The 26,625-nt window shown below is 70.8% G+C and carries 25 protein-coding genes; 14 read left to right on the forward strand and 11 right to left on the reverse strand.

What is annotated here, in order from left to right:
• Positions 1–49: 49 nt before the first annotated feature.
• Positions 50–745 (forward strand): TetR/AcrR family transcriptional regulator C-terminal domain-containing protein, encoded by a 696-nt coding sequence (locus ACWDN5_RS18690; RefSeq protein ID WP_449677189.1) that lies wholly within the window; start codon positions 50–52, stop codon positions 743–745.
• 61 nt (positions 746–806) lie between these two features.
• Positions 807–1,553 (forward strand): ferritin-like domain-containing protein, encoded by a 747-nt coding sequence (locus ACWDN5_RS18695; protein ID WP_449677190.1) that lies wholly within the window; start codon positions 807–809, stop codon positions 1,551–1,553.
• Here the strand turns inward: ACWDN5_RS18695 and ACWDN5_RS18700 are convergent.
• A complete protein-coding gene (locus tag ACWDN5_RS18700) occupies positions 1,550–2,095 on the reverse strand; it encodes a TetR/AcrR family transcriptional regulator (RefSeq protein WP_449677191.1) in 546 nt (181 codons plus the stop codon). The genes ACWDN5_RS18695 and ACWDN5_RS18700 overlap by 4 nt on opposite strands.
• 77 nt (positions 2,096–2,172) lie before the next feature.
• Between ACWDN5_RS18700 and ACWDN5_RS18705 the strand changes: the two genes are divergently transcribed.
• Together ACWDN5_RS18705 and ACWDN5_RS18710 are read left to right on the forward strand one after the other, a co-directional pair.
• The gene (locus ACWDN5_RS18705) at positions 2,173–2,784 is read left to right on the forward strand and encodes an FMN-dependent NADH-azoreductase (protein ID WP_449677192.1); all 612 of its coding nucleotides are present in this window, start codon (positions 2,173–2,175) and stop codon (positions 2,782–2,784) included.
• Entirely contained in the window at positions 2,784–3,098 is a 315-nt protein-coding gene (locus ACWDN5_RS18710; protein ID WP_310976385.1) for a DMT family transporter, read from the forward strand. The genes ACWDN5_RS18705 and ACWDN5_RS18710 overlap by 1 nt, the downstream gene beginning before the upstream one ends.
• Here the strand turns inward: ACWDN5_RS18710 and ACWDN5_RS18715 are convergent.
• The gene (locus ACWDN5_RS18715; protein ID WP_449677193.1) at positions 3,088–5,100 is read right to left on the reverse strand and encodes a prolyl oligopeptidase family serine peptidase; all 2,013 of its coding nucleotides are present in this window, start codon (positions 5,098–5,100) and stop codon (positions 3,088–3,090) included. The two genes, ACWDN5_RS18710 and ACWDN5_RS18715, sit on opposite strands and share 11 nt — an antisense overlap.
• Before the next feature lie 112 nt (positions 5,101–5,212).
• Between ACWDN5_RS18715 and ACWDN5_RS18720 the strand changes: the two genes are divergently transcribed.
• Positions 5,213–6,190, forward strand: a complete 978-nt coding sequence (locus tag ACWDN5_RS18720) for a neutral zinc metallopeptidase (protein WP_449677194.1) — start codon at positions 5,213–5,215, stop codon at positions 6,188–6,190.
• Here ACWDN5_RS18720 and ACWDN5_RS18725 read toward each other — a convergent pair.
• A complete protein-coding gene (locus tag ACWDN5_RS18725) occupies positions 6,183–6,755 on the reverse strand; it encodes a TIGR03086 family metal-binding protein (RefSeq protein ID WP_449677195.1) in 573 nt (190 codons plus the stop codon). The two genes, ACWDN5_RS18720 and ACWDN5_RS18725, sit on opposite strands and share 8 nt — an antisense overlap.
• An 83-nt stretch (positions 6,756–6,838) precedes the next feature.
• Here ACWDN5_RS18725 and pdxR point away from each other — a divergent pair, with 83 nt between their 5' ends.
• From pdxR to ACWDN5_RS18740, 3 genes are all read left to right on the forward strand, one after another.
• Positions 6,839–8,245, forward strand: a complete 1,407-nt coding sequence (gene pdxR / locus ACWDN5_RS18730) for a MocR-like pyridoxine biosynthesis transcription factor PdxR (RefSeq protein WP_449677196.1) — start codon at positions 6,839–6,841, stop codon at positions 8,243–8,245.
• On the forward strand, positions 8,242–8,688 hold the full coding sequence (locus ACWDN5_RS18735) for a hypothetical protein (RefSeq protein WP_310976380.1): 447 nt from the start codon (positions 8,242–8,244) through the stop codon (positions 8,686–8,688). Before pdxR ends, ACWDN5_RS18735 begins: the two co-directional genes overlap by 4 nt.
• Positions 8,689–8,790: 102 nt before the next feature.
• Positions 8,791–9,222: a CBS domain-containing protein gene (locus ACWDN5_RS18740; protein ID WP_310976379.1), complete on the forward strand. Its 432-nt coding sequence runs from the start codon at positions 8,791–8,793 to the stop codon at positions 9,220–9,222.
• A gap of 144 nt (positions 9,223–9,366) precedes the next feature.
• On the opposite strand, the gene ACWDN5_RS18745 is transcribed toward ACWDN5_RS18740, so the two are convergent.
• The 3 genes from ACWDN5_RS18745 to ACWDN5_RS18755 all read right to left on the reverse strand — a co-directional run bounded on the left by ACWDN5_RS18745 (position 9,367) and on the right by ACWDN5_RS18755 (position 13,965).
• The gene (locus tag ACWDN5_RS18745; protein WP_449677197.1) at positions 9,367–10,449 is read right to left on the reverse strand and encodes a hypothetical protein; all 1,083 of its coding nucleotides are present in this window, start codon (positions 10,447–10,449) and stop codon (positions 9,367–9,369) included.
• Positions 10,446–12,155, reverse strand: a complete 1,710-nt coding sequence (locus ACWDN5_RS18750) for an Eco57I restriction-modification methylase domain-containing protein (protein ID WP_449677198.1) — start codon at positions 12,153–12,155, stop codon at positions 10,446–10,448. Before ACWDN5_RS18750 ends, ACWDN5_RS18745 begins: the two co-directional genes overlap by 4 nt.
• Positions 12,156–12,405: 250 nt before the next feature.
• The gene (locus ACWDN5_RS18755; protein WP_449677199.1) at positions 12,406–13,965 is read right to left on the reverse strand and encodes a DUF4139 domain-containing protein; all 1,560 of its coding nucleotides are present in this window, start codon (positions 13,963–13,965) and stop codon (positions 12,406–12,408) included.
• A gap of 84 nt (positions 13,966–14,049) precedes the next feature.
• Between ACWDN5_RS18755 and ACWDN5_RS18760 the strand changes: the two genes are divergently transcribed.
• Genes ACWDN5_RS18760 through ACWDN5_RS18770 form a run of 3 tightly spaced genes read left to right on the forward strand, consistent with a single transcriptional unit; the run spans position 14,050 to position 17,966 of the window.
• Complete coding sequence (locus ACWDN5_RS18760; protein ID WP_310976375.1) at positions 14,050–15,846, forward strand: Xaa-Pro dipeptidyl-peptidase; 1,797 nt, start codon at positions 14,050–14,052, stop codon at positions 15,844–15,846.
• Complete coding sequence (locus ACWDN5_RS18765; RefSeq protein WP_449677200.1) at positions 15,846–16,511, forward strand: YdcF family protein; 666 nt, start codon at positions 15,846–15,848, stop codon at positions 16,509–16,511. Before ACWDN5_RS18760 ends, ACWDN5_RS18765 begins: the two co-directional genes overlap by 1 nt.
• Positions 16,512–16,568: 57 nt before the next feature.
• A complete protein-coding gene (locus tag ACWDN5_RS18770; RefSeq protein WP_449677201.1) occupies positions 16,569–17,966 on the forward strand; it encodes an FAD-binding oxidoreductase in 1,398 nt (465 codons plus the stop codon).
• 4 nt (positions 17,967–17,970) lie between these two features.
• Here ACWDN5_RS18770 and ACWDN5_RS18775 read toward each other — a convergent pair whose 3' ends face one another.
• Both ACWDN5_RS18775 and ACWDN5_RS18780 read right to left on the reverse strand, forming a co-directional pair.
• Complete coding sequence (locus ACWDN5_RS18775) at positions 17,971–18,612, reverse strand: response regulator (RefSeq protein WP_449677207.1); 642 nt, start codon at positions 18,610–18,612, stop codon at positions 17,971–17,973.
• Positions 18,609–19,721 (reverse strand): sensor histidine kinase, encoded by a 1,113-nt coding sequence (locus ACWDN5_RS18780; RefSeq protein WP_449677202.1) that lies wholly within the window; start codon positions 19,719–19,721, stop codon positions 18,609–18,611. Before ACWDN5_RS18780 ends, ACWDN5_RS18775 begins: the two co-directional genes overlap by 4 nt.
• A gap of 97 nt (positions 19,722–19,818) precedes the next feature.
• Here ACWDN5_RS18780 and ACWDN5_RS18785 point away from each other — a divergent pair, with 97 nt between their 5' ends.
• Positions 19,819–20,673 (forward strand): M23 family metallopeptidase, encoded by an 855-nt coding sequence (locus tag ACWDN5_RS18785; RefSeq protein ID WP_310976370.1) that lies wholly within the window; start codon positions 19,819–19,821, stop codon positions 20,671–20,673.
• 174 nt (positions 20,674–20,847) lie between these two features.
• Positions 20,848–21,891: a DUF4192 domain-containing protein gene (locus ACWDN5_RS18790; RefSeq protein ID WP_449677203.1), complete on the forward strand. Its 1,044-nt coding sequence runs from the start codon at positions 20,848–20,850 to the stop codon at positions 21,889–21,891.
• A gap of 233 nt (positions 21,892–22,124) precedes the next feature.
• On the opposite strand, the gene galE is transcribed toward ACWDN5_RS18790, so the two are convergent.
• From galE to ACWDN5_RS18805, 3 genes are all read right to left on the reverse strand, one after another.
• On the reverse strand, positions 22,125–23,105 hold the full coding sequence (gene galE / locus ACWDN5_RS18795; protein ID WP_449677204.1) for a UDP-glucose 4-epimerase GalE: 981 nt from the start codon (positions 23,103–23,105) through the stop codon (positions 22,125–22,127).
• A gap of 99 nt (positions 23,106–23,204) precedes the next feature.
• Positions 23,205–24,389, reverse strand: coding sequence for a galactokinase (galK, locus tag ACWDN5_RS18800; RefSeq protein ID WP_310976367.1), 1,185 nt, complete (start codon positions 24,387–24,389; stop codon positions 23,205–23,207).
• Entirely contained in the window at positions 24,386–25,102 is a 717-nt protein-coding gene (locus ACWDN5_RS18805) for a metal-dependent transcriptional regulator (protein ID WP_086838114.1), read from the reverse strand. The genes galK and ACWDN5_RS18805 overlap by 4 nt, the downstream gene beginning before the upstream one ends.
• 216 nt (positions 25,103–25,318) lie before the next feature.
• Here ACWDN5_RS18805 and ACWDN5_RS18810 point away from each other — a divergent pair, with 216 nt between their 5' ends.
• Entirely contained in the window at positions 25,319–26,164 is an 846-nt protein-coding gene (locus ACWDN5_RS18810; protein ID WP_449677205.1) for a sulfurtransferase, read from the forward strand.
• The last annotated feature ends 461 nt before the right edge of the window (positions 26,165–26,625 follow it).

Consider the following 26,625-nt stretch of genomic DNA (forward strand, 5'->3'; position numbering starts at 1 on the left):
CCGTAGCCACTCGGGTACGATGTTCGCAACGGACGATGGGAGAACGACGATGGCCGACGAGCCGGCGCTGGTGTGGGCCAAGGAACGGCGCAGCCCGCGGCGCCAGGCCCCGGGGGTCGAGCAGATCGTGCGCACGGCGATCGCGATCGCCGACGCCGAAGGCCTCCCCGCGGTCTCGATGCGCCGGGTGGCGACGGACCTCGGCTCGGGCACGGCGTCGCTCTACCGCTACGTGGCGAGTCGCGACGAGCTGCTGGACCTGATGATCGACGAGGTGAAGGCCGCCGAGCACACCGAAATCACCGGCGACTGGCGAGCGGACCTGGCGAGCGTCGCCCACCAGGTCCGGCTGACGCTGCTGCGGCACCCCTGGCTGAGCGGCGAGCTGCCGGGCCGTCCGGCGCTGGGAACGAACTCGTTGCGTCGCCACGAAGCCGCGCTGGCCGCAGCGGCCGGGCTGACCGCCGACATCACCTTGGCGGCGGGAGTGGTGGACACGGTGCTGGCGTACGTCTTCGGCACGGTCGCGCAGGAACTGGCGGAGCTGCAGGCCCAGCGCCGCTCCGGCCTGACGAAGGAGCAGTGGCAGACGAGCGTGGGCCCGTACATCCGCGACGTCATCGAGAGCGGGCGGTACCCGCAGTTCACCCGCCGGGTGGTCGAGGGCGAAGAGTGGAGCGCGGAGCGGGTGTTCGAGTTCGGCCTGAACTGCGTCCTGGACGGCGTCGCGGCCCGGGCCGGCTGACTCACCGAATCTCCACGAAAGCCCCGCACCCCGACCACAAGCACGCGGCATCATCGACCCGATGACGTACGCACGCTGGCTCCAGGATTTCGAAACCGAGGCCGAACGCCGCGGGCAGCGCGAAGACCCACCGTGGGAACGGGGCGCGCGCCTCCACCCCGACGTCGCCAAGAGTGTCCAGCGGTTCCAGGTCGGCGAAGCCGGCGACGGGGCCAACCTCATCGCGAAAGCCGCCGGGGACGACACCTACCTCGCCGCCGTGAAGCTCTTCGTCGCCGAGGAACAGAACCACGCGCGGATGCTCGGCCTGCTGCTCGGCGCCGGTGGGGTGCCGACCCTGGCGAGCCACTGGTCGGACACCGTGTTCGTCAAGCTGCGGCGGGCGCTGGGGCTGCGGCTGGAACTCATGGTGCTGCTCATCGCCGAGGTCGTCGCCCTGCGGTACTACCGCGCCCTGCGCGACGGCACGGCAGACCCCTTGGTGACGCAGGTCGCGGCCCGCATCCTCGCCGACGAGGAGCGCCACGTCCCCTTCCACTGCCACCGGCTCCGCGCCGGCTTCGGCGGCCTGTCCAAGGCAGCGCGCGCCACGGTGTTCGGGGGCTGGCGGGTGCTGCTGCTCGGCGTCGCGGTCACCGTTGCCGCGGACCACGGGCGGGCACTGCACCACCTCGGCGTCGGGCGGCTCGTCTTCGTCGCCGACGTGCTCACCGAGTTCGAGGCCGCCCTCGCGCGGATCCGCGGTGAGGAGCCGAGGCCGGAGCCGCGGCACCTCCCGAAGCGCGCCCGGCCGCGCGGGCTCTTCTAAAGGAGCCCGGCCAGCTGCCGCAGCGCCGCGGTGATCCGCTCCGAAGACACGCCCCGCGACGTCTGGTGCAGGAACAGCTCGGGCGCCAACGGTGCCAGCAGCACATCCGCCAGGACGTCCGGGTCCGCAGCCCCCGCCGCCTCGGCCAGCACCCGCACGTGCGTCCGCCAAAAGCCGTACGCCCCCGTGGTGAACCGCGAATGGCCCACCTCCGCGCCCAGCACCAAGGGTGCGTGCCGCTCCAGCAGCCCCACCATCGCCTCGTAGAACGCCGCCAGCCGCTCGGCCGGTGGTGCGCCCGGGCCCAGGGGTGGGTCTCCGCGCAGCAACGACTCCTGCAACCGCCGCTCGTGCTCGTCCAGGAGGGCCACCGCGATCGACGACCGGTCCGGATAACGCCGGTACAGCGTTCCCCGGCCGACGCCCGCCGCGCGGGCGATGTCCTCCATCGTCACCTCGGCCGCGCCGCGGGTGGTGAACAGCTGCTCGGCCGCCGCGAGGATCTTGGCGCGGTTGCGGGCCGCGTCGGCTCGTTCGGGCATGGCGCCAGCCTAGGGAATATCCGGACGGGGCGTCCAGTTAGCCTCAATTGGACACCGCGTCCACTTGAGGAGGAATCGTGCCCCACCTGCTGCACCTCGACTCCAGCGCCCGCCGCTCGTCGTTCTCGCGCGAGCTGTCCGCCCGGTACGCCGCCGGCTGGACCGGCACCCGGACCTACCGCGACCTCGCCGCCGATCCGGTCCCGGTGATCGGTGAGGCCTGGACGGCAATCTGCGACGCCCTGCTCGCAACCGGGATCACCGATCCCGCGCACTACGCCGACGTCGTCGGGACGCCGGAGCAGAAGCGGGCCTGGGCGATCGTCGAGCCGCTCCTGGCCGAGCTGCTCGAAGCCGACGTCGTCCTGATCGGCGCGCCGATGTACAACTTCTCGATCCCGGCCGCCCTGAAGTCGTGGATCGATCAGGTGACGTTCCCGAAGATGGACCTGAGCGGCAAGAAGTTCGTCATCGCCGGCGCCCGAGGGGGCACGTACGCGGAAGGGACGCCGCGAGCCCCCTTCGACCACCACGAGCGCTACCTGCGGGACTTCATCGCCGGGCACTACGGCGTCGACGACGTCCGGTTCGTGCACGCCGAGCTGACCAACGCCCTGGTCGACCCGCACCTCGCCGCGCGCGACGGCGAGCGGAGGAAGTCGCTCGAAGCGGCCCGGACGGCGTTCTGATGGGCTGGGTGACGCTCGTCTGCGCCGGGCTCGTCGAAGTCGCCTGGTCGCAGAGCATCAAACCGACGGAGAACTTCACCCGGCCGTGGCCGACGCTCCTGTGCTTCGTGCTCGGCGCCGCCGCCGTCTACCTGCTGTCGCGCGCGATGGACACCGTCCCGGTGGGCACCGCCTACGCGGTGTTCACCGGGATCGGTGCCGTCGGCGCGATCGTGCTCGGCGTCGTCGTCACCAAGGACCCGCTCAGCGTCGGCCGGGTGGCCGCGCTGGCCCTGATCGTCGGCGGCGTCGTGCTCGCGCGGGTCACTTCGTGAGCTGCTCCCACAGGAATTCGAACACCAGCGCCCACTTGAACGCCAGCTGCTCGTTGTCGGCCGCGGCACCGTGGCCGCCTTCGATGTTCTCGTGATACCGGACGTCGTGCCCCTGCTCACGCATCCGCGCCACCATCTTGCGGGCGTGGGCGGGGTGCACGCGGTCGTCGCGCGTCGACGTCACGAACAACGACGGCGGATACGTGCGTCCACTGTGGACGTTCTGGTACGGGGAGTACCGGGAGATGTACTCCCATTCCGCGGCCTCGTCGGGGTCGCCGTACTCGGCCATCCACGACGCGCCGGCCAGCAGCAGGTGGTAGCGGCGCATGTCCAGCAGCGGCACCTGGCTGACGATCGCGCCGAACCGGTCCGGGTAGCGCGTCAGCATCACGCCCATCAGCAGGCCGCCGTTGCTGCCGCCCTGGATGCCGAGCCGCGACGGCGTCGTGATGCCCCGCGAGACCAGGTCCGCGGCCACCGCGGCGAAGTCCTCGTACACGCGGTGGCGCTCGGCCTTGATCGCCTGGGTGTGCCAGCCGGGCCCGTACTCGCCGCCGCCGCGGATGTTCGCGACCACGTACGTGCCGCCGCGGGCCAGCCAGCCGCGGCCGATCATGCCGCTGTAGGACGGCGTCAGCGAGATTTCGAAGCCGCCGTAGCCGGTCAGCAGCGTCGGGCCACCCTCGGCGCCGGACGGCCGGACGACGAAGTACGGGATCTTCGTGCCGTCCTCCGACGTCGCGAAGTACTGCGCCACGCTCATGCCCGAAGCGTCGAAGAACGCCGGGGCCTGCTTCAGCACTTCGACCTCTTCGCCGACGTGGCCGTAGCTCAACGTCGACGGCTGCAGGAAGCCACTGGAGTCGATCAGGTACTCGTCGCTGACGTCGGGGTCGGTGTCGAAGATGTCCGCGCTGCCGAACTCGGGCCCGCCGGCGAGGGGCGCCTCGGTCCAGGCGCCGGGCCCGGGCGTCAGGGTGCGCAGCTCGCTGCGGACGTCGCGCAGCGTGCCGAGCAGCAGGTGGTGGCGCGTCCAGGCCCAGTACTCGAGCGAGGTGTGCTCGTCGGGGGTGAACAGCGTCGTGAAGTTCCGCTCGCCGGCCATGAAGGCGTCGAAGAGGATGGCGATCAGCGAGCCCGCCGGGTGCTCGGTGCCGCCGACGGTCCACGCCGTCCGCGGCCGCACGAGCAGCCATTCGCGGTGCACGGACGTGCTCGCGTCGTCCGGGACGTCGATCTTGACCAGCCCGGACGGCGTCTTCAGGTGCAGTTCCGAACGGTAGAAGTCGATCGCGCGGCTGACGAAGTCGCGCTCGAAGCCCTCGGTCGGGTCGTGGGACGCGCCGATCGAGACGTCGTCGGGCTTGCCCTCGAAGACCGTGACGGCTTCGGAGAGCGGCGTGCCGCGGCGCCACTCCTTGGCCAGCCGCGGGTACCCGGAGCTGGTCAGCGAGCCCGGGCCGAAGTCCGTTCCGATGTAGACGCGGTCTTCGTCGATCCAGCCGATCCGCGTCTTGGCCTCCGGGGCGGTGAACCCGTCCGCGACGAACTCGTGCGCGTCCAGGTCGAATTCGCGGACCACCGTGGCGTCCGCGCCGCCGCGGGACAGCTCGACCAGGCCGCGCCGGTAACCCGGCCGCAGCACGGTCGCGCCCTGCCAGACCCAGTTCTCGCCCTCGGCCTCGGCCAGCGCGTCGACGTCGAGCAGCAGCTCCCACTCGGGCTCGGCCTGCCGGTAGGACTCCAGCGTCGTCCGCCGCCACAGGCCGCGCGGGTGGCTCGCGTCCTGCCAGAAGTTGTAGAGGAACTCGCCGCGGCGGCGGACGTACGGGATCCGGTCGTCGGCGTCGAGCACCTCGCGCAGCTCGTCACGCAGTTCGGCGAACCGCGCGCCGGTGGTCAGCTCGGCCAGCGTCTCGTCGTTGCGGGTGCGCACCCAGTCCAGCGCTTCGTCGCCGGTCACGTCTTCCAGCCACAGGTAAGGATCCTCCACACTCATGCCGACAGTCTCGCCCGGCTGACGGCCTCGAGGCCACCCGGTGGCGTGTTCGTTTCGTGATCCCTGCCTCCCGGGGTGTCCGTATGCTGGTGCCACACAGCAGGGGGAGACCGTGAACGACGCCGAACCGCCATGGCCGGGGACGGCCCGGCCACCGGAACCCGCGTGGGTGCCGGAGCCGAACCCGTGGGCACCCAACTGGGCGGCGGCTCCGCCCGTCCCCATCGCGCCGCCGCGCAATCGGCTCTGGGGTGCCGTCACCGGAGTGCTGATCGTCGTCGTGTCCGTCTCGCTGATCGCGGCCACCATCCCGCGCCGGGTGGACGGCCGCGCGTTCGCCGCGCAGGGCGCCGATACCGGCCGGGCGTACGGCGACACCGGGAAGCCCCCGAAGGCCGTGCCCGAGCTGGCGCGCAACCCCCTGCTCGGCGACGGCATCAGCCCCGGCCCTGCCACCTGCACGCTGCCCGATCTCGGCCGGGCGGCCGAACAGCTCAAGGCCTACTACACCGCGCTCGTCACCTGCCTGGAGCAGTCGTGGCGCCCGGCGCTGGAGAAGGCGAACGAGCCGACGCTCACCGCCACCGTGTCGGTGACGCTGCCGGAACACAGCTCGTGCGGTGAGGCGCCGACGGAGAACGAAGCCGTCGCCTACTACTGCGGCGGCGACACGACGATCTACGCCCCGACCGACTGGATGCTGTCGGACGCCGGGCTCAACAAGGCCCGGCACATCGCGACGATCGCCCACGAATACGGCCACCACGTGCAGCGCGAGAGCGGCATCCTGTCCGCGGCGGCGGACAAGATGACCTCGCCGGACGAGAACAGCACGGCCGACAAGGAGGTCGTGCGCCGGATCGAACTGCAGGCGAACTGCTTCGGCGCGCTGTTCCTGACCGCCGTCGCGGGCTCGGGCTCGATCAGCCGGTCGCTGGCGAACGCCGCGGTCGCCGACTACGGCCGGGCCAACGACAGCGACACCCACGGCTCGCGCGAGCACCAGCTGTCCTGGGCGAAGGCCGGTTACGACGGCAAGGCGACGAAGGCCTGCAACACGTGGAGCGCCCCGGCCGACCAGGTCAGCTGACGGCCCAGGCGGGGTCGCGGCCGAGCAGGGCGAGGAACCGGTCGAGGGGGCTCGCGTCCGCGGGGACGTCGACGCTGGGGGCGAACGAGCCGTTCTTCTCGCGGCCTTCGTCCGGGATCCGCTCGGCCAGCTTCGTGGCGATGTACACGGCTTCGGCGTCCGGCTCGTAGGGCAGGCCGAGCGTGCGGGCCAGGTCCCAGCCGTGCGCGACCGTGTCGACCAGGTGCATGTGCGCGGCGATCGAGCCGGGGAACGTGCCGAAGTGGTTGATGGTGAGCTGTCGCTCGAGCACGGCGTCGCCCGCGAAGGCGTCGAGGAAGTCCTCGACGGACGCCCGGTACGCGGCGTGGGCGTCGTCGCCGAGGGAGCCGGCGTCCCAGTCCGGTGCCGAGCCTTCGCGGGCCGCCGTCGCGAAGGCGTGGTTCTCGCTGACCTGGTGGCGGAGCAGATCGGCGAGCGTCCAGCCGGCGCACGGGGTGGGGCGGGCGAGGTCGGCGGGGGTGACGCCGGCGACCAGCTTGTCGAGGAGGAGCAGGGTGCGGCGGTCGAGTTCGCGGAGATCCATACCGGGCACGTTAGGCGGGCCAGCGGACCACGAACAGTGCCAAATCCGCCGCAACCTTCGTGGGCCAATCTAGACTGGCGCCGGTGGAGATCCACATCGACCTGACCGGGACGCGCGGCCACCGCGACGCGATCTACCGGCAGCTGCGCGCGGCGATCCTGGCCGGCCGGATCCGGCCCGGCGAGGCGCTGCCGCCCACCCGTGAGCTCGCGCAGCGGCTGGCGGTCTCCCGGACGACGGTCAGCGCGGCCTACGACCGGCTCACCGCCGAAGGGTTCCTCGCCGGGCGCGTCGGCGCGGGCACGTTCGTCACGGCTTCGCCGGTTTCCGCCGAGCCGGTGCCGGACGTCGCGGGCGTGCGGCCGCTGCCGGAGTGGGACGCCGTCCCGTCGCCGCCCGCGCCGTTCGCCCCGGCGCCGGAGTTCGACTTCCGGCCGGGCGTCCCCGACCTCTCGCTGTTCCCGTTCGACACCTGGCGGCGGCTGATCACGCAGCGGCTGCGGGCCGGCCAGGCCGACCTGATGACCTACGGCGACCCGCAGGGGCACGCCGGGTTGCGCGCCGAAATCGCCCGCCACGTCGGCATCTCGCGGGACGTCCGAACGAGTGCGGCGCAGGTCGTCGTCACCGCCGGCGCCCAGCAGACGACCGACCTCGTCGCGCGGGTGCTGCTGCGAGCCGGCGACCTCGCCGCCGTCGAGGACCCCGGCTACCCGCCGCCACGGCTGGTGCTCGGCGCGCGCGGTGTCCGGGTCGCCCCGGTGCCGGTGGACGCCTTCGGCATCGTCGTCGACGCCATCCCGGCGGGGACGCGGCTGGTGTACGTGACGCCGTCGCACCAGTACCCGCTCGGCCTGTCGATGTCGCTGGACCGCCGGCTCGAGCTGCTCGACTGGGCCGAGCGCAACGACGCGGTGCTCGTCGAGGACGACTACGACACCGAGTTCCGCTACACCGGACGGCCGCTGGAACCGTTGCACAGCTTGGATTCCCGCGGCCGGGTCGTGTACGTCGGCTCGTTCTCGAAGGTGCTCTCGCCGGCGTTGCGGCTGGGGTTTCTCATCGCGCCGCCGTCGCTGGTGCCCGCGCTCGTGAAGGCCCGTTACCTCACCGACTGGCACGCGCCGAACGTCGAACAGGCGGCGCTGGCGGCGTTCATGGCCGAGGGCGGCTTCGCCCGGCACGTCCGGCGGATGCGGAAGGTCTACCGCGCCCGGCACGAACTGCTGGGCCGGGCGCTGGGTGCGTTCGACTTCCTGACGCCGTTGCCGTCTTCGGCGGGCCTGCACCTCAGCGCGGTCGCGGCGGCCGACTGCGGCCCGCTGGTGCGGGCCGCCCGCCGTCACGGCGTCCGGCTGTATTCGCTGGGGGACTTCGGGGTGGGGGAGCGGCGGCACGGGCTGGTGTTCGGTTACGGTGCGGTCGCGGCCGAGCGGATCGAGCCCGGGCTGGCCCGGCTGCGGGCACTGGCGGACGAAGGAGCGGCATGACCGACGACGTGATGGTGGCGATCGACGCCGGTCTGCGGCAGCACATCGGCGGCGACCGCGCCGGCGCGTACGCGACCTTCGCGGGGCTGTGGGCTTCGATCGGCGAAGACGGCGACCCGCTGCACCGCGTCGCACTGGCCCACCACATGGCCGACGTCTGCGACGACCCGGCCGAGGAACTCGAGTGGGACCTGCGGGCCCTGGCCGCGGCCGATTCGCTGACCGACTCGCGAGCCCAGGAGTACCACTCGTCCCTGGCCGTGCGCGGCTTCTACCCGTCGCTGCACCTCAACCTGGGCGAGGACTACCGCAAGCTCGGCGACCTGCCCGCGGCCCGCGAACAGCTGGCGCTGGCCCGCGCACGCCTCGACGCCCTCGGCGACGACGACTACGCGGCCGGGATCCGGCTGGCCCTCGACGGCCTGGCCGAACGGCTCGGCTGAATCGGTACGAATACCACGAAGACGCCCCGTTTGCCGGACTTTCGCGGGACGCCAGGGGGCCCTAACCTGTGGTGATCCAGCTCACCGACGGGAAGGATCGCCATGCGGATTGCGGATCTGCTGCGCAAGAAGGGGTCGGCGGTCGCGACGGTCACCCCCGAGACGACGGTGACCACGCTGCTGGCCGGACTGGCCGAACACAACGTCGGCGCGATGGTGGTCGTCGCCCCGGACGGCGCCATCGCGGGCATCGTCTCCGAACGCGACGTCGTGCGGCGCCTGAACGACCACGGCCCGGGCCTGCTCGACGGCCCGGTCTCGGAGATCATGACGAAACTGGTGGCGAGCTGCACCCCGGACGATTCGGTGGACCAGCTGTCGGTCCTGATGACGGAGCGGCGCATCCGCCACGTCCCGGTCCTCGCCGACGGCCGGCTGGCCGGCATCGTGTCCATCGGGGACGTCGTGAAGAACCGGATGGAACAGCTGGAGCAGAGCCAGGAACAGCTCCAGGCCTACATCTCGCAGGGTTAGTGCGCGGGCCAGAGCTTTAGGGCCGTGTGGCGGCCTCGTCCAGACCTCTGGGCGAAGCCGCCACGGGTGGCGTGACGGTGCGATGTCACGGCCGATACCTACGTATCGATAGCCACCAACGAGACAATGTGACACCCTGAGATGTCATGTGGCCTTGGCAGGGTTTGCACGACGAATTCGCGCGTCCTCGTGAAAGTTGACCGGGCAGTTGTCGAGGACCCGGTTTATCATGATCGAGAAAAACCTCTCCGGAGACAGTGACGGTGGAACGAGATCCTTTCGCAGCCCGACGGGCGGTAGCTGGCCGAGTTTGCTGTCGGCCTCTGTTTCGTCCAGATCCACCGGTACATCTTGGTCTTCTTCGTCAGGGTCGTTTTCGATCCCCGCGGAGACTAACCGCTTCTCGTCGTCGAGTTCGTCGCCGACAGCCTCATCTTCGTTGCTTGACCAGTCGGGTACAACTAGTGCCACGGCGTCGTAGGCATCGTCTTCGCGACCGAGTTTGCTCAGAAGGTCGAGTATCCAGGCGGCGGTTTTTTGGTGCTTCGGCTCAAAGGCTGTCTGGTTGAGGCTGTAGATGAAACCTAGTGCTGCTTGCGGGTGTCGGCCGCGAAGGTTCTTCGCGTCGCCGTAGCTCTCCTCGACCCGGTTTGCTGCATTGTTGCCGAACGATGAATCCATCCTTTTGGTGGAGATCATCAGTTCTGGGCCTGTATTCCAGGCGGAGATGACTACGTCCACTTGCTTGACGTAATTCTTCCCTAAGATGTTTGCGCTCGCAGACATCTCGCCGCCGTAGGTCTTCTTGTTCGTCATCATTTTGATGAGACTGGCTTCTTGGACTTTGGTAGCTTCCTTGAGTAGGGCGGTGAAGGTTGTGGGCAAGATGCGGGGGTGCCCGGCTCTTGGCCACACACTATCTGGCTCGAAGCCGGCCCGACGGAGTTCGTATGCTGCCCAGACGTCGAGGGCGAGTGCAGGTATACCGGATTGCGATGTTGAACCCAACAGTAACGGCACAGCCAGCAGTCTCTGCAACGTCGGGTAGTCGGGCTGGAAAGCTAGCTCGTCTCCGCTGAGGTGCCATGGATTGCTGAACCCGTCGACGCTGACTTTTTCGATGATGCGGTCGAACAGGGTCCACGCTAGTGGCTTGCCGCCATTTTTGTCGGCCAATTCGCCGCCTTCTGTTTGTTTCGAATTGTGAAGTTCGTGCAGAGGGGTCAATTTTTGTGCTGGCTCTTCGCGGTACGACGCTTCAGTTCTGAGGAGACATCATCGGTGGGGTCGAGTTCATAATCAGCGAGATTGATATCGTAAGCTTTTGCGGCCGCCTTCGTGGCAGCGACGGCATCGCGAGCGGAGAATGCGCTTCTTAATTCTTGTTGGATCTTCCCGTCCAGTGATTTGGGGTCAGGCACCCTGATCTGCTTAAGGTACTGAGCTTGAAAACGGAGGGTGCCGCCGCGCATTCTAACGCAGTATGCCTCGATAAACGCCTGGGCGATCTTTGATAAGAGTATTCCGCCGAGTACTTCCATGTCCCAGGTCTCGGATATGATGTAGTAGAGATTGTGGTGAGGGTAGAACCCCCCAGGCTCGAGTACGGGATTAATGTAAGATTTCATGTCTTGCAGAAGAAGCTTGGGTCGTCTAATGAGATCGAATTGGACTTTGTCGATCGTCCTGTACCACGCCGCCGGTGTTTTCTGAGCGATGTGCCTCTTGCGGACTTCTGGGTGACGAGACAAATACGAGGCCATCTTTGGGTAATCGGCAAGGGGTACGAGCGAGCCATCTTCGCGCCAGGGGTTGATAAGGTAATTTCCCTGCCAATCAAAATTGCCGGATTTCAGATCACTGGCCATTGAAAGCTGGATAGTCCGCTCGCCTTCGACAACACTTGGATCCTTTGTCACGTAGACTTTGTCTGCGCCGGTCGCGACTCCGATGGAGACGCGTGTCTTGGTTACTTCCGGATCATGAATCGGTGAAAAATGGTCATTAAGATGCTCGATCAGCGCGAGTCGTGCAGGTGTTCCTGTTGGCCATAGTTCGTCACCGGGAAACCAGTGTGGAACTCGGTGCGCCTTGGCGCCCGTGTTAGAGAAAGTCGAGGATCGCTGATTGCAAGCCCACTCCTGCAGGTTTCGTGCTGATTTCTCGTCGAATGTGGCGTTGGCGTCTACTACTACTGCCTCGCCTTGATCTTTCTTTGCGAGCACGGTGATCGCCGGGTAGGCGGAAACCTGGGTTTCGAAGGCGTCTACATCATGCATTGTCCAGATGTGCTCGACTGAGAACTGGTCTACTACGAGCTTGCGAAGATCTGTCCCATATTTGTTCCGCATCCAGCGATCGGCGCAGATAAAACCAAGTGTGCCGTTGTCTCTCAGCATCATGAGGCAGCGCTCAATAAAGCCTACATAGATATCACCGCGGCCTCTCATGGTAGGCCAAGTCTTCCGGTATTTAGCAGCGGTTTTCTCGGAAATGTCGTCGTAGCGGATGTAGGGTGGATTGCCGACGGCGAAGTCGATTTGGCTGTTGTCAACCTCGGTGAGCAAGAAGTCGGCGCGCCGGATCCAGTGTCCAGTCAACTCTGTCGCGGTCGTTTGTGAGACACCTGCGGTGATCAAGATGTTTGTGCATAGGGCACGTGTTGTAGCTACATTCTCGGACTTCAGGTCGTAGGCGCGGATCGCGTCACGTAGTGAAGCGGGATCGCGCTGCCGTGCGTTCGCGGACTCGATCAGTCGCTGCACTGCTGGTCCGAGAAACGCGCCGGAGCCGCACGACGGCTCCACTAAGCGTCTGGCGCCGAGATCGTCTCGGGTCGTGTAGCCGACTAGGTCGAGGAGCAGGGCTGCTACCCAAGGACGAGTGAACACCTCGCCATAGTTGAGGGTGGAAGCAGGGGCGATCACGGTCACGCAGACACTCTAAGAGTCACCACAGACTGTCTTGCGGCCGACTCGCGGGCCGTCTCTGCACCAGTCTGGTTGCTGACTGAAAAGGGCAGGTCGTGACGGCTTCCGCAGGTGGAGTGCCAGCTTCAACTTCGCTCAGAGGTGCGACTGGTCACCCGATGTAACTAGAGTGAGACTCTTGTGACTCTTTGTACTTGCTTGGAAGCAAGCCGAGCACGTGAGGTTCGCTTCGACGTCGGTGCTTCCAGCCGACTCATTCCCGCCAGCCCGAAAGCTCCACACCCTTCGCGACATCCACCCGGTACGACAGCGTCACGGTCTTGCTTTCGCCCGGCGCCAGGTCGAGCTTCCACGTGAACTCGCCCAGCTCCGACGTCTCCGCCGGTTCGGGCGAGGTGCGAACGTCCTTCACCGTGATCGTGTCGTCCCGCGAAACCGGCGCCTGATCCAGCACCGCGACCACTGCTTCCCGCGGCCCGTGGTTGCCGACCGAAATCCGGTACTCCGCCTCACGCCGTTTCTGCCCCGACAAAGTCGCCTTGGATGCCGTCCGCCGCACCAGTTCCCGCTCGATGCGGAGCCGGTCGTCGACCCCCAACGCCAATTCCAGTTCCTCCCCGGGCGCCCACGGCTCGAGCACGGTCGTCCCGACGAACTCCGCGTCGTGGAACACCGAAGCCCGGCCGGGCCGCAGGGCGTGCTCCGACGAATTCACCACCGTCGCCCGCAAGTACGCCTCCTCCGCGAGCACCGGCGCGGTGACGTACCCGAGCGACGCCGTCAGCGAAAGCTGCGCCAGCGTGGTCCGGTGGCCGGAAGCCCCGGACGGCACCGCGACCGGCCTCGATGGCCGGTAGGTGACCGCGGTCGTGCCCTGCTCGACCGACGCGAGTTTCGGTGCCAGGGACGCCAGCGACGCCGAGGACGCCGCGAAGTCCCTCCGCACGCCTTCGGGAGCGGCACCCGCTGCGCCGTAGGCCGCCGCGGGTGCGGCCGGGACCGGGCGGACCCGATCCAGGTACCACGGCTGCAGTTCCGGCACCACCACCGACACCGCGGGCCGGGCCGTCGACAGTGCCAGCTCGCACTCCGGCCAGTCCTCGCCGGTGTACTGGCTGACGAGCCCGTACGAGACCACGGTGACGTCGGTGCCGCGCACCCGGATGTCGTACCCCGGTTCCCAGCTCGCACCGGGGACCACATAGGACAGTTCCAGCTCGGCTTCCGCGGTGGCGTCCGAAATCTCCAGCTCCACGGTCACCGAGGTGCTGTCCCGCCCGGTCTGCGCGCCCTGCGCCTCGATCCGCCGGTCGAGCGCGGCGAGGTCCTCGCGCAGCCGGGCGATCCGCTCGCTCAGCACCCGGCGCGCCTTCAACGCCGTGGCCAGCCGCGCACTCAGCGCGTCCGTCACCTCCGCGACGCGCGAAGGTTCGGCGGTGCCGGCCGCGAGGGCCTTCGCGAAGCTGCCGCCGCTGCGCTTCGCGAGCGAAGTCAGCAGATCGACCTTCATCGTCTCGGCCGCTTCGTCGTCCAGGACGCCGTCGAGCGTGGCCTGGTCGGCCCGCCGTTGCTCGACGAGCTCCTGCAACGCCGGGTCGGCCGGCTCGGCGTGCCACTCGGTGCGCACGTCGACGCCGGTGATCAGCGCGGGCCCGGTGCCGGTGACGCGCACCGAGCCCGGGTCGAGGGCCGGGGGCAGCCCGGCGAAGGTGAGGCGCGGCCCGCCGTCGAGCGGAGCCTTGCCCCGGCGGGTGATCCGCGCCTGCTGCGGGTAGACGGTCACGGCGGTGATCGGCGCTTCGACGGTCGGCATGCCTCCGACGTTAGTCTCTTGACACCCCCGCGGGCGGACCGGAAGTGTCTTCAGTCGTCCGCTTCGCCCGGCTTGGGGGTTTGAGTGAAAGCCGCAGTCCTGCTCGCCGCCGTCCTCGCACTGCCGCTGACCGCGGGCATCGCCGAAGCCGCGCCACCGGCCCCGGTGTTCACCGGGGGCCAGGCGCAACCGGTGTTCGACCCGGCCGACGTCGTCCGCGAGGACGTCTGGGTCACCGCGCCCGTCGACAGCGACCACGATGGCGCCGACGACCTCGTGCACGCCCAGGTCGTGCGCCCGCGCGCGACCCAGCAGGGCCTGAAGGTCCCCGTCGTCTACCAGGCCAGCCCGTACTACGCCGGCGGCAACGACGTCGCGAACCACGACGTCGACGTCGAGCTGTACGCGCCGGGGTACGCCCGCGGCCCGGAAGGCCCGCGCGTCGCCGCGCACGGCGTCGGCCCGGCCACCCCGATCACCTGGCGCTACCAGGACTACTTCACCGCGCGCGGATTCGCCGTCGTCTACGGCGAATCGCTCGGCAGCGGCCTCTCCACCGGCTGCCCGACCACCGGTGACGTCAACGAGACGATCGGCGCCCGCTCGGTCGTCGACTGGCTCAACGGCCGCACGAGCGCGAAGGACGCCAACGGCGCCGCGGCGAAGGCGGACTGGACGACGGGCAAGACCGGCATGATGGGCGTCTCCTACAACGGGACGCTGCCCAATGCCGTCGCGAGCACCGGTGTCCAGGGCCTCGAGACGATCGTGCCGATCGCGGCCATCTCCAGCTGGTACGACTACTACCGCAACGACGGCGCGGTCGTCGCGGCCGGCGGGTTCCAGGGCGAGGACGCCGACGTGCTCGCCGAGTACGTCTACACCCGCGCGGACCGGCAGGCCTGCCGGTCGGTGATCGACGGGCTGACCCGCGACCAGGACCGGGTCACCGGCGACTACACGCCGTTCTGGGACGTCCGCAACTACCGCAACGACGTCGGCAAGGTGCGCGCGTCGGTGCTCGCGGTGCACGGCCTCAACGACTGGAACGTCAAGACCGACCAGGTCGCGACCTGGTACGAGGCGCTCAAGGCCCGCGGTGTCGAGCACAAGATCTGGCTGCACCAGTCCGGGCACGCCGACCCCTACTCGCTGCGCCGCGACGTCTGGCTCGCGACGCTGAACAAGTGGCTGTCCCACTACCTCTACGGCATCGACAACGGCATCCAGAACGAGCCGAAGGCGACGATCCAGCGCGAGGACAAGTCGTGGGCCGACGAGGCCGACTGGCCGGCGCCGGGCACCGCCGACGTCCGCGTGTACCCGTGGCCGGGCGGCCGCTCGAAGGGCACGATCGACACGCGCAACCCGGTCCCGGGCACGGCGGCCGTGGAAACCCTCGCCGACGACTCGTCGAAGACGATCGAGCAGCTGGCCGGCCTCGCCTCCTCCGGCAACCGGCTGCTGTACGCGACTCCGGCGGCGAAGCAGTCCGTCCGCCTCTCCGGCACAGCCCGCGCCGACCTGGCGCTGGCCTTCGACCGGCCGGCGGCGAACGTCTCGGCGATCCTGCTCGACCGCGCCCCCGACGGCACGTCCCACGTCATCAGCCGCGGCTGGACCGACCCGCAGAACCGCACGTCGCCGGCCCGCACCGAGCCGATCACGCCGGGACAGACCTACCGGATCGGCGTCGACCTGATGCCGAAGGACTACATCCTCGCGGCGGGCCACCGGCTGGAGGTCCTGGTCGCCTCCAGTGACCACGACTACACGCTGCGGCCGAAGCCGGGCGCCGGGCTCGCGCTCGACCTCACGAAGACGTCGGTCACGCTCCCGGTCACGGGCGGCAAGCCGGCGCTGCGGGCCGCGTTCGGCTGATGCTGCCGGAGCAGGTCCGGGCCGACGTCCGCACGTTGTGGGACTACCACGACCTGCGGCACGCGCCGCGGCGGTCGGACGCCGGGATCGGGCTCGGCAGCCGTGATCCCGGCGTGGCCGTGCACGCGGCGGAGCTGTTCCACGCCGGGTGCTTCCCGCTGGTCGTGTTCACCGGCGCCAACGCTCCGACGACGGTGGACCGCTTCCCGCGTGGCGAAGCGGTCCACTACCGCGAAATCGCCCTCGAGCTGGGCGTGCCGGACGAGGCGATCCTGGTCGAACCCGAGGCCCGCAACACCGGGGAGAACATCGTGTTCACCCGCCGGCTGCTGGCCGGCCGGGGGATCGGGTCCGTGACCCTGGTGACGCGGCCGTACCAGCAGCGCCGTGCCTACGCGACCGCCAAGCGGCTCTGGCCCGGCGTCGACGTCGTGTGCGCGTCGAAGGCGGCGTCGTTCGAGGACCACGTCAGCGGGGAAGAGGACGCCGAGCGCGTGATCGGCATGCTCGTCGGCGAAACCCAGCGGATCACCGAGTACGCCGAGCGGGGCTTCGCGATCCCGCAGCGCGTCCCGCCCGGTGTCGAGCGGGCGTTCGGCCGGCTGGTCGAGGCCGGGTTCACGCAACGGCTGGTCACTCTCCGCGGTGACGATCACTCAATGTAACGATTTTCGCAGGTCAGGCGACTTACCGGCGTTCCGTCCGCTGCGAGAGGACCCGCCATGACCTCGACCGCCGAACCCACCTTGGAGAGCCTGCGCACCCAGCTGTCCGGCGCCGTGCTGACCGACGGCGAACCGGGCTACGACGTCGCCCGGTCGGTCTGGAACGGGGAGATCGACCGCCGCCCCGCGGTGGTGGTGCGGCCCGCCGGGCCCGCCGACGTGGCGGCAGCGCTCGCGTACGCGCGTGAAGCCGGCCTCGAGGTCTCGGTGCGCGGCGGCGGGCACAACTACGGCGGCGCGGCGGTCGTCGACGGCGGTCTCTGCCTCGACCTGAGCTCGCTCGACGCGATCAGCGTCGACCCGGAGGGCCGGACCGCCCGCTGCGGCGGCGGGACGACGTGGGCGCAGCTCGACACGGCCACGCAGGAGTACGCGCTCGCGGTCCCGGGCGGGACGATCAGCCACACCGGCGTCGGCGGGCTGACCCTCGGCGGGGGCTTCGGCTGGCTCACCGGCAAGCACGGGATGTCGTGCGACAACCTGCTCTCGGCCCAGCTCGTCACGGCCGACGGCGAGATCCTGCGCGTGTCGGCGGAGGAGCACACCGACCTGTTCTGGGCCCTGCGCGGGGGCGGCGGCAACTTCGGCGTCGTCACCGAATTCGAGTTCCGGCTGCACCCGATCGGGCCGATCGTCCACCTGGGATTGTTCTTCTACGGCCTCGACGACGGTGTGGCCGCGCTGCGCCACGCCCGGGAGCTGCTCCGGACGTTGCCGGGCGAGCTGGGCGTGCTGGTGGCCGGGCTCAACGCGCCACCCGCGCCGTTCGTCCCGGAGCTGTTCCACTTCCGGCCGGGCTACGCCGTGCTGATCGCCGGCTTCGAGGGGGAGGAGCGGCACGCCGAGGCGGTCGCGGCGGCGCGGTCGGGGCCGGCGCCGCTGTTCGAGTTCGTCTCGCCGATCCCGTACGTGGAGCTGCAGCGGATGCTCGACGGCGCCGCGCCGTGGGGCATCCTCGCCTACGAGAAGGCCGCCTACGCCGACGGCTTCACCGACGAGATCATCGAGGTGATCGCGGACTTCCTGCCGCGCAAGACCTCCCCGATGTCGATCATGCCGATCTTCGCCATGCGCGGGGCCTTCACGCAGGTCGCCGACGACGCGACGGCGTTCGGCGGCCCGCGGCGCGAGAGCATCCTGATCAACATCGACTCGCTCGCGACCGACCCGAAACCGTACGCCGTGGACCGCGCGTGGGTGCGCGAGTTCTGGGAAGCGCTGGTGCCGGTCTCGTCCAACTCGGCGGGCTACGTCAACTTCATGGCGGAGTACGAAGCCGACCGCGTCCGGACGTCCTACGGCCCGGAGAAATACGCGCGGCTGGCCCGGATCAAGGCGGCGTACGACCCGCGGAACGTGTTCCACCACAACGCGAACATCCCGCCGGCGCCGTGAGGAGTCAGCCGGCGATGCCGGCCCGGTAGGCGAACGCGACCGCCTGCGCGCGGTCGCGCAGCCCGGCCTTGGCGAACAGGTGGTTCACGTGGGTCTTCACGGTCGCCTCGCTCACCACCAGCGTGCGGGCGATCTCGGTGTTCGACAGGCCCGCCGCGATCAGCCGCAGCACCTCGATCTCGCGGGCGGTCAGGCCTTCGACCTCCTGGACGCGCGGCGGGGTGCTGCGGGCGGCGGCTTCGACCAGCCGCCGCTGCAGTTCGCCGTCTACTGTGGACTGCCCGGCGGCGGCCGAGCGCAAGGCCCGCGCGATGGACTCGGCGTCGGCGTCCTTGGTCAAGAACCCGCGGGCGCCGGCCCGCAGCGCGGCCAGCAGCGACTCGTCGTCGGCATACGTGGTGAGCACGACGACCTCGGTGCCCGGGTGCCCGGCCCGGATTCGTTCGGTGGTTTCGACGCCGTCGCAGCGCGGCATCCGCAGGTCCACCAGCACGACGTCGGGGTGGTGGGCGGCGACGAGGTCGAGCGCGGCCAGCCCGTCGGCGGCGGCGCCGACCACCTCGACGCCGGGCAGCAGCCCGAGCAGCGTGACGAGGCCTTCCCGGACCACCGCCTGGTCGTCGGCCAGCACGACGCGCAGCGTCACGCCGGCACCGTCAGGTGAATCCGCCATCCGTCCTCCCCCGGCCCGCTTTCCAGGCGCCCGTCGAGCAGCGCGACCCGTTCGCCCATCCCGCGCAAACCGTAGCCTGCCGCCGCCGCGTCCGGCGGCCGCCTGCCCTGCCGGTCGGCCACGGTCAGCTCCACGGACTCGTCGGCATAGGCCAGTGTGACGTCCACTTCGGCCTGCGGCGCGTGCTTGCGCGTGTTGGCCAGTGCTTCCTGCACCGCGCGGACCAGCGCGGTGCCGACGGCCGGAGCGAGCTCGCGCGGCCGCCCTTCGACCGCGAGGTCCGCCCGGGCCCCGCTGTCCAGCCGGTAGGCGGCCAGGAGGTCCGCGATCGCGCGTTCCACACCGACGGCGTCCTCGCGCAGCGCGGCCACCGCCTTGCGGGCTTCGGCGAGCCCTTCCGAAGCCAGGGTCTGCGCGCGTTCGATCTGGGCGACCGCGTCCGGGCTCGCGCCGTCGCGCACCAGCATCAGGCGTGCGCCCTGCAGGTTCAGCGAGAGCCCGGCCAGGGAATGCGCCAGGACGTCGTGCAGCTCGCGGGCGATGCGAGCGCGTTCGGCGAGGGCGGCCGCGCGGGCGTGCTCCTCGTTGGCGGTCTGCGCGCGGGCCAGCGCCAGCTCGGTCTGTTCGAGGCGGGCGAGGCGGGCCCGGCGGTTGAGGCCCATCAGGACGACGACGGCGAGCACCGCGTATGTCGACAGCGCGCCTTCCCACACGTGGTACCGGGCTGCCCCGGCCGTGATCGCCGCGACGTCGAGCACGACGGCCAGCACGATCGGCACCGTGGATTGGCGCAGTACGACGAAGAACGTCGTGCTGAACATCGCCACCGATATCCAGCTGCTCGGCAGCAGGACCCAGAGTGCGCCGGTGCTCGCGATGACGGCGAGGGGCAGGGCCGCCGTCAGCGGCCGGACGCGGGCCTCGTGGATCCACAGCAACGGGATCGACAGCACGAAGGTGAACCCGATCAGGAGCCAGGCCCGCAGGTCCGCGCGGGGCGTGGCGGCGGCCATCGGCACGGCGACGAGCGCCCAGCGCAACCAGCCCTGAGCCCGGGGGAACGCGGCCGGCCGGGTCGTCATTTCGACAGTCCTCCGTGGGTGCTTGTACGGAAAATGTACCGGCGGGGACTTCCCTTCGTGGTGTCAAGTTGTCCCGTTTGTCAAGGAGGTTCCTCCCATGTCCAAGTTGCGACGGCTCGCCCTGATCGCCGCCGCCGCGGCGCTGCCCGCGCTCGGCCTCTCCCTCGCCGGTCAGACGACGGCGTCGGCCGCGCCGAACTTCCAGGTGCCGTTCAAGTGCGGCGTCACCGTGACGGCCGCGACGTTCAGCGGGCACAGCCCGGCGTACTCGGTCGACTTCCAGAAGGACGGCATCACCGGCATGCCGGTGCTCGCCTCGGCGTCGGGCACGGTGACCCGGGTGGCCGACGAAGGCGGCACGAGCTACGGCAAGTGGATCGAGCTGGACCACGGTGGCGGCTGGAAGACCCGCTACGCGCACCTGTCGGCCCAGGAGGTCTCCGTCGGGCAGTCGGTCGTGGGCGGCAAGCAGATCGGCAAGGCGGGCGCGACCGGCGGCGTCACCGGCCCGCACCTGCACTTCGAAGAGCGCCTGGACGGCGTGGTGCAGAAGGCCAAGCTGAACGGCGTCGCGGTGCCGTACTACGGCCACACCAGCTTCACGAGCAAGAACGGCTGCGGCGGCAACCCGTACTCGGCCGAAGAGGTGTGCGGCGACGGCTTCTCCGTGGTGGACCAGCAGGCGCTGGCCAACTCCTCGGGCACGGCCTACCTGCTGTACAACGCGTCCACCAAGGCGAACTGCGTGACCACGCTGAAGGCCACCTCGCTCGGCACCGCCAGCGCCGTCTCGGCGTTCCTCGAGGTCCAGGGTTCGGCCCGGGTGACCGATTCCGGCAGCTTCACCTACTACGCCGGGCCGGTGAAGAAGACCGCCGACTCGACCTGCGTGAAGTGGGGCGGCTCGGTGGGCGGCAACACCTACGAGAGCGGGTTCGAGCACTGCGACTGACGTCCGGGATTCCGGACCCCGTTCGGCCGGTGGGGCCGGGCAGCATAGCCCGCCCCACCGACAGGAACGGCCCGCCCGGTCGCGGCCGGGCGAATTCCGTCCACATCGGCCCTTTCCATCCACAGATTTCCCGCCACCGCCCCACCCGGCCCGGTTCTGCCGCATCGTGGAGGCATGACCACCACCACCCCGGCCGACCTCCGCGATCCCGCGCAGCTGCTGGCCGCGCTCCCGTACCTGATCGGCTTCCGCCCTGAGGAATCCGTCGTCCTGCTCGGCCACCGGCACCCGGGCAACAGCCCGGGCCTGGTGCTGCGCGGCGACCTGCCCAGCCCGGAGCATCGGGCCCACCAGGCGCAGGCGATGGTCCCGGCGTTCGCCGCGGGCCACCACATCGGCGTGACACTGGTGATCGTCGGTGGCGAGCGAAGACCCGGAAAGCCCCCGCCGCACCAGGGTTTCATCGACGAACTGGAGCGGGCGGTGGGGGAGTGCGGCCTCCCGGTGCTGCACGCCCTGTGGGCGCCCGAGATAGCCAAGGGCGCGCCCTGGGCGTGCTACCGCACCGAAGAATGCAGCGGCGAATTGCCGGACCCGAGCGCAACGGTCGTGGCGGCGGCCGCAACCGAGCGCGGCACGGTCGTGTTCGACAGCCGCGAGGAGCTCGAGGAGCTGCTGGTCCCGAGCTCGCCCGAGGCCCTCGCCCGCCGCGCGGATCACTTGTCCCGCCTGACATCCCCGGACGACACAACCGTCGATGAGGCGGCCACGGTGGTTCGGGAGGCGTTCTTGCGCCAGCGCCGGGACGAAGGCCCGCCGACGGACGAGGAGGCGGTCCAGCTGGCAAGAGCGTTGGAGCGACCCGAAATCCGCGACATGTGCCTGGCGATGGCGGTACCCCCGGGAGACCCATCGGCCCGGGAGGCGGAGCGCGTCTGGCTGACGTTGGTCCGCGAGATCCCACCCCCGCACCGAGCGGAGCCGGCGGCGTTGCTGGGTTTCACGGCCTACCTCCGCGGCGACGGAGCCTTCGCGGGCATGGCCCTGGACAACGCCCTGGAGGCAGCACCGGGCCACCTCCTGGCATCGCTGCTGAGAAGGGTCCTGGACACCGGAACACCACCGGAGGTCATCCGCGGCTTGGCGGCAGCGGCGGCCGGCCCGTTGGCCGGCTTCGGCCTGGAGCCGGCGGACTTCGACCTGGACCAGGCGGCGTGAGTACCCTACGGCTCGGCGATTCGTCCTCTGTGGACACCGGTGGGGTGAGCCGCGGGCCGGATGGGGCGCGGGAGTCCTTGGGCGGGGCCAGCAGACCGCGGTGCTCGGAGGTGTCACCTCACCTGCCGAAGTCCACAGGGCCGCCGGCTCCCGAGCCGAGCGCAGCGCTTCGACCCGCCGCCTCGGCGGGCTGAGACGCAACGCCCCGGCCCGCCGAGGTCATCAGTCCGACGTCAGCCCCGCCGAGCCTGGGTGAACTCCCAAGCGTCCCGGACGATCCCGGCCAGCTCGGTCCGCTCCGGCTTCCACCCCAGCTCCTCACGGGCCCGGTCGCTGGCCGCCACGAGCACCGACGGGTCGCCCGCCCGCCGCGGAGCCACCGCCGCCGGCACCGGGTGGCCGGTCACCGCCCGGCAGGCCTCGATCACCTCGAGAACGGAGAACCCGGTGCCGTTGCCCAGGTTGTAGATGCGGTGCTCGCCCGCGGTGGCGTGCTTCAGCGCCAGCAGGTGCGCGTCCGCGAGGTCCACCACGTGGATGTAGTCGCGCACCGCCGTGTGGTCCGGCGTCGGGTAGTCGTCGCCGTAGATCTGGATGCGCTCGCGGTCGCCCGAAGCGACCTGCAGAACGAGAGGAATGAGATGGGTTTCCGTGGTGTGGCGCTCGCCGAAGGCGCCGTACGCCCCCGCGACGTTGAAGTACCGCAGGCTCACCGCCGCCAGGCCGTGCGCGACGGCGAAGCTGGTGATCGCGGCGTCGATGGCGAGCTTCGTGGCGCCGTAGGTGTTGGTCGGCCGGGTCGGCGCCGTCTCCGGGATCGGCGACTGCTCCGGCTCGCCGTAGGTCGCCGCCGTCGAGGAGAACACCAGCCGCGGCGTGCCGTGCTCCTGCATGGCCTCGAGCAGCCGCAGGGACGTGACGACGTTGCCTTCCCAGTACTTCGCCGGCTCCGTCATCGACTCGCCGACCAGCGACTTCGCCGCGAAGTGCAGCACGCCGTCGAAGCCCTCGCGCAGCAGGCTGCCCGCCACCTCGGCGGCATCGCCTTCGATGAACCGCGCGTCCGGGTGGACGGCGTCGGCGTGCCCGGTGGACAGGTCGTCGACGACCGTGACCTGGTGCCCGGCTTCGACCAGCCGGGCGGCGCAGACACTTCCGACGTACCCGGCTCCGCCCGTCACGACCAGCTTCAGGGCGTTGCTCTGCTCCGACACATCCAGGCCTTCCTGCCGAGGGTGACTGTGCCCCACAGTCTTCCCCCTGGCCGACGCGCGGGTCCGCGCGGGGGTTGCCCCGGGCGGACCCGCGCGGTGTCAGAGCTCGTCGCGGCCGGCGCCGCGCGAGGGCACCGCCGTGAACATCCGCGGCCGCCGGTAGCCGGCCTTTTCGTAGGCCACCTCGACGGCCTCCTTGACCCGGTCCAGGTCGGCGTCGCGGACCAGCGCGATCGCCGAGCCGCCGAAACCGCCGCCGGTCATCCGCGAGCCGAGCGCACCGGCCGCCCGGGCCGAGTCGACCGCGAGGTCCAGCTCGGCCGTGGAGATCCGGTAGTCGTCGCGCATGCTGACGTGCGAGGCGTCCAGGTACGGCCCGATGTCGGCCAGTCGCCCGGCGCGCAGCAGCTCGACCGTCTCGAGCACCCGCTGGTTCTCGGTGACGACGTGCCGCACCAGCGGCGCCAGGTCCTCCGGCAGCCGGTCGAGGGCGTCGGAGAGGCCTTCGACGGTGACGTCGCGCAGCGCCTTCACCCCGAGCAGCTCGGCGGCCCGTTCGGTGCCGCGGCGGCGCTCGCCGTAGCCGCCTTCGGCGTGCGAGTGCTTGGTGCGGGTGTCCATGATCAGCACCTGCAGCCCGGCCTCGGCGAGGCCGAACGGCACCTGCTCCTGCTCACCCGACCGGACGTCGAGGAACAGCACGTGCGACTCGGTGCAGCAGAGGGACGCCGTCTGGTCGAGCAGGCCGGTGGGGGCGCCGACGAAGTCGTTCTCCGACCGCTGCACCCACCGCGCGATCTCGGGCCGCGTCGGGACGTCGTCCCGGCTGCCGTCGACCTCGATGCCGGCCAGGCCGAGCAGCGCCAGCGACACCGCGCACTCGAGCGCGTGGGAGGAAGACAGGCCCGCCCCCGACGGCACGTCCCCGGCGATGACCAGGTCGGCCCCGTTCGCGAAGCCCTGGTCGCGCAGCACCCAGGCCACCCCCGCGGGGTACGCGGCCCACCCGTCGACCGAGCCCGGCGCCAGGTCGGCGAGCTTGAGCTCGCCGGAGCGCTGGAGCTGGCCGTCGTCGCCCAGCGTGGCCACGGACAGGGTGCCGTCCTCGCGGGGCGACGCCGCCACGGCCAGCCGGTGCGGGAGGGCGAACGGCAGCACGAAGCCGTCGTTGTAGTCGGTGTGCTCGCCGATCAGGTTGACGCGGCCGGGCGCCGACCAGACGCCGGCCGGCGCCTTGCCGTGGACCGTGCGGAACGCCGCCACGGCCTCCGAAGCGGGGCTCATCGGGCCTGCGCCAGGACGGCGTGCAGCGCGGAGCTGGCGACCTGGGCGGTGGTGTCCCCGCCGGTGACCTCGATGGTGCCGCCGTTGGCCTTGCCGACGGTGACCGTGCCGCCGGGCACGATGCCGACGGACTTGAGCTCGGTCATCAGCGACTCGTCCAGCTGGACGTGCTCGGCGATGCGCCGGATCTCGACGCGGCCGCCGCCGGTGCGGGCGAACTCGTCGAGCCGGACCAAGTCGGCCTCGGCGGGCGGCGCCGGTTCGCCGTCGCCCAGCTTGTCGAGGCCGGGGATCGGGTTGCCGTAGGGGGAGGTGGTCGGGTGGTCGAGCAGCTTGACCAGCTTGCGCTCGACGGCCTCGCTCATCACGTGCTCCCACCGGCACGCCTCGTTGTGCACGTGCTCCCACTCGAGCCCGATCACGTCGACGAGGAGGCGCTCGGCGAGGCGGTGCTTGCGCATGACGGCGATGGCCAGTTCCCGGCCGTGATCGGTCAGCTGCAGGTGCCGGTCGTCGGCGACCACGACCAGCCCGTCACGCTCCATCCGGGCGACGGTCTGGCTCACCGTCGGGCCGCTCTGCTGCAGGCGCTCGGCGATGCGGGCGCGCAGCGGAACGACACCTTCTTCTTCGAGCTCGTAAATGGTACGCAAGTACATCTCGGTGGTGTCGATGAGATCGTTCACGCTGTCCCCTTCGTCCGCGTTGCTCATCGTAGTCGTTGACCCCGGCAGCGGCGGCGGCCCTCGGGGGTACCGCGCCGATGGTCACCGATCCGGCCCCAGCCGCGGCCGGAGACGCCTCGGCACTGGTCACGTGCCGGGCGGAGGACGGCGTCTTTCCGGCCGGATCGGTGCGGGCTCGCCGGTGGGGGGAGACGTCCGCCACCCCGGCGCGGCCGGGCGGGCGGTCGCTGGAAGATGGGAGGCATGCGTCCGCTGATCAGCACCACCGACCTCGCCGCCGCCCTGGCCGGCCCGGCCGGGGACCGCCCCGTGGTCCTCGACGTCCGCTGGCGGCTCGCCGGCCCGCCCGGCGCCGACTCCTACCGCGAGGGCCACGTACCCGGAGCGGTGTTCACCGACCTCGACGAAGTCTTGGCGGGCCGGCCGGGCGAGGGCGGCAGGCACCCCCTGCCCGACCCGGCGGACCTGCAGCGGGACTTGCGCGCGGCCGGGGTCCGCGAGGGCGCCCCGGTGGTGGCGTACGACGACGCGGACGGCTCGGTGGCGGCGAGGGCCTGGTGGCTCCTGCGCTGGGCGGGCCACGAAGAGGTGGCGGTACTGGACGGCGGTTACGCGGCGTGGACGGCCGAGGGCCACCCGGTGAGCACGGAGGAGGCGACCCCGGAGCCGGGCGACCTGACGGTCCGCCCGGGAGGCATGCCGGTCCTGGACGCGGACGAGGCAGCAGCCCTGGCCCGCGACGGCCTCCTGCTGGACGCCCGCGCAACACCGAGGTACACGGGCGAGACGGAGCCGGTGGACCCCCGAGCAGGCCACATCCCGGGCGCGGTGAACGCCCCCTTCGCGGCCCACGTGGCAGAGGACGGCCGCTGGCGCGCCCCGGCCGAGCTGGCGGAGAGGTTCGCAGGCCTGGGCCTCCGCCCGGGCGAGCCGGTAGCGGCGTACTGCGGCTCAGGGGTGACGGCCAGCTCGGTGGTCTTGGCCTTGGAGCTGGCGGGCCACCCGCGAGCGGGCCTGTACGCGGGCTCGTGGTCCCACTGGTCCCGGGACCCGGCCCGCCCAGCGGCAATGGGCCCCCTCCCCGGCTGAGCCGAGCCCGCCTCCGAGCCGAGCGCGGGCCGTCGCCCAGCGGCGGCTCCCTCCCCGGCTGAGGCCCTGGGTTCGGGCCGAGCACGGGCCATCGCCCAGCGGCGGCCCCTCCGGGCGAGCCACCTCGGCTCCGAGCCGAGCGGCGGTCGCCCGGGCTCGGCCCGCCCCAGCGCGCGGCCGAGCCCGGCAGCGCTCCTTCCCGGCTGAGCCCCTGGGGTCGGGCTGAGCGCCGGCCATCGCCTAGCGGCGGCCCCTCCCCGGGGAGCCGTCCGGGTCCGAGCCGAGTGGCGGCCATCGCCCGGCCGCGGGCACCCCTCCCCGGCTGAACCACCATGGGCCAGACCGAGTGGCGCTGCGGCCTGCCGGCGGGCATCCTTCCGGGCCAGCCGGGCCAGCCGGGCCAGCCGGCACGCGGGCGCGGCGCGTCCCCCACTCGGTGTCCTCCGGCGCGATCACCGCCC

The sequence above is a fragment of the Amycolatopsis sp. NPDC003731 genome, assembly GCF_053586895.1.